The organism is Streptomyces calidiresistens, from assembly GCF_014141525.1.
Lineage (GTDB): Bacteria > Actinomycetota > Actinomycetes > Streptomycetales > Streptomycetaceae > Streptomyces > Streptomyces calidiresistens.
In genome coordinates this window covers 1-6,732 of record NZ_VKHS01000242.1, presented here as the reverse complement: position 1 = coordinate 6,732, position 6,732 = coordinate 1, and the positions used below count along the sequence as shown (strand labels likewise).

Annotated in this window: 5 protein-coding genes and 1 pseudogene; 4 read left to right on the top strand and 2 right to left on the bottom strand. The window is 71.3% G+C overall.

Annotated elements, in window-relative coordinates; genetic code table 11:
- The first annotated feature begins 60 nt into the window (after positions 1-60).
- On the top strand, positions 61-780 hold the full coding sequence (gene hemQ / locus FOE67_RS12175) for a hydrogen peroxide-dependent heme synthase (protein WP_182663467.1): 720 nt from the start codon (positions 61-63) through the stop codon (positions 778-780).
- A gap of 74 nt (positions 781-854) precedes the next feature.
- Here the strand turns inward: hemQ and FOE67_RS12170 are convergent, their stop codons facing one another.
- Entirely contained in the window at positions 855-2,726 is a 1,872-nt protein-coding gene (locus tag FOE67_RS12170; protein ID WP_323384805.1) for an alpha/beta hydrolase, read from the bottom strand.
- Between the two features lie 175 nt (positions 2,727-2,901).
- Here FOE67_RS12170 and FOE67_RS12165 point away from each other — a divergent pair, with 175 nt between their 5' ends.
- Positions 2,902-4,377, top strand: a complete 1,476-nt coding sequence (locus tag FOE67_RS12165) for an AAA family ATPase (RefSeq protein ID WP_182663462.1) — start codon at positions 2,902-2,904, stop codon at positions 4,375-4,377.
- 97 nt (positions 4,378-4,474) lie between these two features.
- On the opposite strand, the pseudogene FOE67_RS12160 reads toward FOE67_RS12165, so the two are convergent.
- A pseudogene (locus FOE67_RS12160) lies at positions 4,475-4,829 on the bottom strand (transposase family protein); the annotation flags it as partial.
- A gap of 522 nt (positions 4,830-5,351) precedes the next feature.
- Here FOE67_RS12160 and FOE67_RS12155 point away from each other — a divergent pair.
- Both FOE67_RS12155 and FOE67_RS12150 read left to right on the top strand, forming a co-directional pair.
- Entirely contained in the window at positions 5,352-5,558 is a 207-nt protein-coding gene (locus FOE67_RS12155; RefSeq protein ID WP_182663460.1) for a hypothetical protein, read from the top strand.
- A gap of 446 nt (positions 5,559-6,004) precedes the next feature.
- Complete coding sequence (locus FOE67_RS12150) at positions 6,005-6,613, top strand: hypothetical protein (RefSeq protein ID WP_182663458.1); 609 nt, start codon at positions 6,005-6,007, stop codon at positions 6,611-6,613.
- Positions 6,614-6,732: the final 119 nt, after the last annotated feature.

Genomic DNA, 6,732 nt, shown 5'->3' with positions numbered 1-6,732 from the left:
CCACCGACCACCGGCCCCGGCCGGACCACCCCACCCCGAACGACACGGGAGAATGAGCGCATGAGCACTGCCGAGACCGACCGGACCCCCAACGCGGGGAAGAAGGCCAAGGACCTCAACGAGGTCATCCGCTACACCGCCTGGTCGGTGTTCCGCCTGCGCGACGTGCTGCCGGAGGACCGCTCCGGGCTCGCCGAGGAGGTCACCGAGCTGTTCGAGCAGCTCGCCGCGAAGGACGTCGTCGTGCGCGGCACCTACGACGTATCCGGGCTGCGCGCCGACGCCGACGTGATGGTCTGGTGGCACGCCGAGACCTCCGACGCGCTCCAGGAGGCCTACAACCTCTTCCGCCGCACCCGCTTCGGCCGCACCCTCGAACCGGTGTGGTCCAACATGGCGCTCCACCGCCCGGCCGAGTTCAACAAGGCCCACATCCCGGCCTTCCTCGCCGACGAGCGGGCCCGCGACTACGTCAGCGTCTACCCCTTCGTGCGCTCCTACGAGTGGTACCTGCTGCCCGACGAGGAGCGCCGGGCGCTGCTCTCCGAGCACGGGAAGATGGCGCGCGGCTACCCCGACGTGCGGGCCAACACCGTCGCCTCCTTCTCGCTGGGCGACTACGAGTGGATCCTCGCCTTCGAGGCCGACGAACTGCACCGCATCGTCGACCTCATGCGTCACCTGCGCGCCTCCGGGGCCCGCCGGCACGTCCGGGAGGAGATCCCCTTCTACACCGGTCGGCGCCGTTCGGTGACCGAGCTGGTCGCCGGCCTGGCCTGAGGGACGATGCCGCCGGGCGCGGCGGCCGGTCGGTTCCCGCCGCCGCGCCCGGCCGCCGTGCTCCGGGCGGGTGGTCACCCGGGGAGCGGCACGAACCCCGGCACACCGCCCGGCAGCGCGCCCCGCGCCGGCGGCAGCGCCTCGGCGAGGAGCGCGCCCGCGCCGGCGAGCGGTGTCCCGTCGAAACCGGGGGTCCGCCGTTCGGGGCCCGGCGTCGTGCCGTCCTCCTCCACCGGGTCGGTCCCACCCTCCCCGGTCGCCGGCGGCCACGGCTCCGGCTCCGCGCGCCCGGCGCACGTCCTGTCGCCCGCCGGCACCGCGCCGTCCACCAGGTACGCCCGGATCAGGGCGTCCACGCAGGCGTTGCCGCCGATCACACCGTGGTTCCCGGCGCCCCGCTCGAGAACCGTGACGGAACCCGGCAGCCGCCGTGCCACCTCCGACGCCCCCCGGGCGGGCGTCGCCGCGTCCCGCTCCGCCTGCACCAGCAGGATCGGCGGCAGCGTCCCCGGCTCAGCCTGCACGTCCACCGGCCGCACCTGCGGCCCCGTCCAGTGCCGGCAGGGCAGATTGAGCCAGGCGTTCTCCCAGGTCTCGAACGGGGCCTCGCGGGCCATCAGCGAGTGGTCCGCGTCCCAGCGCTCCCACGACCGGGGCCAGGGCGCGTCCGAGCACTCCACCGTGGTGTAGACGGCGTTGGAGTTCTCCCGCCGGGCCATCCCCGCCGGGTCGGTTCCGGGGCGCGAGGCACTCAGGACCGGCTCCGGGTCCCCGGCCGCGAACGCCACCAGGGCCGCCGCGGCCCCCGGCCAGGCCGCGTCGGAGTACGCCACCGACAGGTACGCCTCGTGCACCTCCTTGGAGCCGACCACCCCCTCCAGGGGTTCGGCGTCCACGGCGTCCATCAGCGCGTCGACGGCGCGCTGCACGTCCTGCGCGGTCTCCCCGAGCCCGTGGACGTCGTGGTGGCGGGCGACCCACTCCTTCCAGTCCGACCAACGGCTCTCGAAGGCGAGGGACTGCAGGAGGTTGCTGTCGTACCAGATGGCCACGGGGTCGGGATCGACGACGCTGTCCAGCACCATCCGGCCCACGCTCTCCGGGAAGAACGTCGCGTACACCGAGCCGATGTACGTGCCGTAGGAGGTCCCCAGGTAGTCCAGCCGCTCCTGACCGAGGGCGGCCCGCAGCACGTACAGGTCCCGGGCGTTGTTCGGGGTGGTGTGCGCCCCGGCCCACTCGCCGCGGTTGGCGGGGCACCCGGCGGCGTACTCCGCCGCCCGGCGGTCCATCTCCCGCTTGAACTCCGCGGAGGGCGGGCGGGGGGCGATCCCGGGGCCCCGACCGAACAGCTCCGGATCCGTGCAGGAGACCGGAGCCGACGGGCCCACCCCGCGCGGGGCCCAACCGACCATGTCGTACGCCGTGTTCAGCTCCCGCCACACGGGGGTGGCCAGCCGCAGCGGGAACAGGGGGAAGGACATGCCGTTGCCGCCGGGACCGCCCGGGTTGTAGAGCAGGGCACCGCGGCGCTCCTCCGGCGGACCGCTCGCCGTCAACCGGCTGACGTGCAGATCGAAGGAGTCCCCCGAGGGGTCGGCGTAGTCGACGGGAACGGACACCGTGCCGCACTCGATGGGATCGGGCAGGCGCGTGGAGGGATCGCAGGGTCCCCACTCGATCCCGACCCGGCCGGCCCGCTCGGCGGCGAGCCGGGCACCGGCCGCCTCGGCGGGGGAGTCGGGGGCGGTGATGTCCGGTGCCCGCTCCCGGCCCGTATCGGTGGTCCCGGTCGTATCGATCGCCCCGGCGGGGGTGCCGGCGGTCCCGGCCAGCAGGGCCACCGCGATTCCGGTCGCCACCGCCAACCCCGTGCGACGGGGGCGGCGGGCCCGCCCCTTCCCCTCCACCGGTCGGTTCCGCCGTGTCTCGACGCCCTGCGTCACACCCGTTCCCTCCGCCGTGCCGATCGGAGGGCAGATCCTGCCGCCGGCGGGAGCGGGCCCGGTGTCGCCGCGCCGCCCCGTTCGACCCGATCCCCCCGAACGAGCGACCTCTTCCGGAAGGGCGCCTTTATAGGGGTATGGTTTTGTAAACCGTACCCCTATAAGTGAGGTGAGGATGGAGAAGCCCTCGGAGGTCTTCGACCGGGACCGGGAGTGGTCGGCTCTGGTGCGCTTCGCGACGGACGACCGGCCCGGAGCCACCCTCGGGGTCGTCTCCGGACGTCGGCGCCAGGGGAAGACCTTTCTGCTCGATGCCCTGTGCCGAGCCTCGGCGGGCTTCTATTTCGGTGCCACCGAGGCCACCGACATCGAGTCCCTGCGCCGGATCGGTCGTGCTCTCACCGAGTACGCCGCGCCCCCCGGGCCCCACCACTTCCAGGATTGGACCGAGGTCCTCGACACTCTTCTCGCCCTGGGGGAGGAGCGGCCGGTCACCGTGGTCATCGACGAGTTCCCCTACCTTGTCAAGGCGAACCCCGAGCTCCCCTCCATCATTCAGCAGGCATTCGGACCGCTTCGGGACCGGCGAAGGCGTTCACGCACCCGCCTCCTGTTGTGCGGGTCCGCCATGTCTTTCATGGGGCGATTGCTGGGGGGTGGTGCCCCGCTGCGGGGGCGCGCGGGGTTGGAGTTGGTGATCCGGCCCCTCGACCACCGGGCGGCGGCGGAGTTCTGGGGCCTCACCGACCCCCGACTCGCCCTCGCGGTCAACGCCGTGGTGGGCGGTACGCCCGCCTATCGCAACGAGTTCGTCCGCGGCGACACCCCACGGGACATGGAGGACTTCGACGCCTGGGTGACGCGCACCGTACTCAACCCGGAGACCCCGCTCTTTCGCGAGCCCCGGTATCTCCTCACGGAGGAGCCGGATATAAGAGACCCGGCTCTTTACCTGGCGGTGCTGTCCGCAGTGGCGGAGGGGAACGCGACCCGGGGAGGTATGGCCGGGTACCTGGAGCGCAGAGCGACCGATATCGCCCACCCCATCAATGTGCTGGAGGACGCCGGCCTGCTGCACCGTGAGGTCGATGCCTTCCGGGACAATCGCAGCACCTATCGGATCTCCGAGCCTCTCATCGGTTTCTATCAGGTCATCATGCGTCCGGTGTGGGATCAGCTGGAACGCCCGGGTGCGGCGGAGCGGGTGTGGCAGGCGAGTCGACGACGGTTCGTGAGCAATGTTCTCGGGCCGCGTTTCGAGCAGGTGTGTCGTGAGTGGGCCCTTCATCACGCCGACCCCGAGCTGTTCGGAGGGCTTCCCTCACGGGTGACGCACGGAGCCGTGAACGACCCGACCGAGCGGGTCTCCCGCGAAGTGGACGTGGCGGTCGCCGGACTCCCCGACGGTAACCGGCTCAGCTTGCTCGCCATCGGTGAGGCGAAGTGGAACGAACCCATGGGAATGGGGCACCTCGCCCGGCTGGAGAGGATCCGCGAACTCATCGCGCGTGGAGGACGGTACGACACCTCGCACACCCGCCTGCTCTGTTTCGGGGGCGCGGGATTCGCGGAGGGGTTGCGCGAGCGGGCCGGGCGCCCGGGCTCGGACGTGGCCCTCATCGGACCGGAGGACCTGTACCGGGCGGGTTGACCGCCCCGTCCCCTCCGCTCACGGACTCCCCGTTCGAAGGGCGTACCCCGGCGCCGGGTTCGTGTCCTCGGGGGACGTCACCGAGCCTTTTCCAACCTCATGTGGTCGAGGCGAGGTGAGGGGCCGGGACGGCTTTGACCGGGTCGGTGATGCGGGTGGTGGAGCACTGCGGGCGACGTGGGAGTCGCCGGGACTTCAAGGTGGCCACGGCCTGTTCGGCCGGCGCCCGGATCCTCGTCCGGCTGCGGTGGTGGGCCCGCTGCCCGGCGGATGAGGTTCTCCCCTCGGCCGCGGTAGGGGGTGCGCACGGTGCCACCGGCACCCCGGGAGCTCTTATCCGCCCGACAGGGAACGTTCACCCGGGTCAGAGCGTCGATGATGCCCCGGGTGCGGGCCGCGCGGATGTCGTGGACCGCTCCCGGCAGCGCGGGTGAGGCCCACCACCGGCGTCCGTGGGGGCACCTCCCGGCCCAAGGCCGGGGGAGTGTGACCGCACCGCGGATGGGACGGGACCAACCACGCCCGGCGGCCGGGGGGAAAGACGCCGCCACCGGGTCCCGGCCGCGGCCCGCTGCGCGGTGGGGAGTTCCGACAGGTGGTGCGGGGCCGAAGTGGAGGGATCCACTCCCGGCGGGTGGACAAGCACGACGAAGCTCCCGGGTGAACGAGTGATCCCGGTCGTGAATCCATCCACCGGGAGCTTCGCTCTTTCCCCCACCCGGTCCCCGCCCCTGTGCCTTCCGGGCTCGGCCGGCTTGGAAAAGGCTCACGGAAGGCAAATTGCCGAGGAGGGATAAGTCCTGCGGTGCTATGAGCTGCAGAGAGGTCTCAAGGGGGTGAATGTGGATTATCGGAGGCCCGGGCAGGTGGAATTCGGTGTTCCCTCGGAATTCATTGGGGCTGGGCGGGAGGAGGTGCTTCTGTCTCTTCCGTTCCGGGGTGAGGGTTCCGGACTTCCGTCGGAGGTCGGGAAGGTGGCATCTGAAATCTTCCGGGAAATTTTGACCCTTTACGGGATTTCCGGTTTTATTTGTGTCGGCACTGCTCCGGGCTTGGTGGGCGAAGAATTTTCAGCCGCTTCACCTGCGGTGGCGACTTTCGATCTTCCAGGGGTCGCCCTTCCCGGAGGGGTGGCGGAAGGGATGCTTATCGACTTCTTGAATCGCCGTCGATCCGGTTGACAGGGGAGACTGTTCGCACTCCCTGTCGGGCGGACGGTCGTGCTGAAGGTGTCAGGGGATTCGATGCCCAGCCGTCGGAAAACGAGGGGTTTGAAGAGGGTGTGATCGAGGTCGGGGAGGTGGTTTCTTTCGTCCCCATTGTTGCCCCGGGTGAATCCGAGGGGAATCACGTATTGTGCTTCCGCTTTTCTGTGGTGCGGCTCGACTGCTGGGATTCCTTCACGTCGTTGGTGGCATCTGTTTTTGCAAGCCTGGAGTTTTCGGCTTACGATCCGAATCAGGTGTTCTCTGTTTCTCGTCTTCTTCTCGGGAGTGTCGAAGGGGTAAATGGGGTGGGCTGCGCCGAACGGGTGAGCGGGGACGACTGCGGGGCAGGTGGTCGGGTAGCGTGCGGTACCGGGGTCGTAGGTGTTCGGGCCGGGCGTCCGAACGGCTGGGGGTGCGGCGTGTTCGAGGACTTCCTCTCCCGGTTGGACGGCCGGCGGCGGCTCTCGCTGACCGTCGTGCCCGACGAGGAGCCGGCCCACGGCGAGGCGCGCGAATACGTCATCGCCGCCCACGAGTTCGGCTACCGCATGACCTCCCATCGGGTCGCCCCCAGCGGCGCCTTCCGGCTGGACCTGGTGCGCGACGACCACCCCGCCGCCCGTGAACGCGCGCGGCGCGCCGCCGACCGCTTCCGCGACGGGTGTTCCTGGCTCCCGGCTCCCCCCGATCCCACCGGCTACGCGGTGCATCCCCTGCGGGCGGGGGAGGCGCTGATGGCGCTGCACGAACACCACCGATGGTCGCCGCGCGCACGGCGCGCCACGGCCCTCGGGATCATCCTCTTCCTCCTCGCCGCGGCCGTGTGGTGCGCCCTGGACGCGGTGTGGTTCCCCTGGCTGACCCTGGTGCTCCTGCTCCCGCCGCTGCCGGTCGCCCACTGGTACCTGCACGGCGAGCGCCGCGCCGGGGAACCGGCGCGGGAGGAAGCGGCCGTCCTGCGCCGCTACGAGGCGCAGTGGAGGCGCGATGAGGGCGCCACTCCCGCCGGGGGCACCGCGCGCCCCTGATGGCGACCCGGCACCCCGGGTCCGCCCTGCCGACCCGCCGAGCCGAGGTCCCGGGAGCCGCGCCCGGGCCGCCGAAAGCCCCTCGGGCGTTCCCGCCCCGGCCCCTGTCTCTTATACAC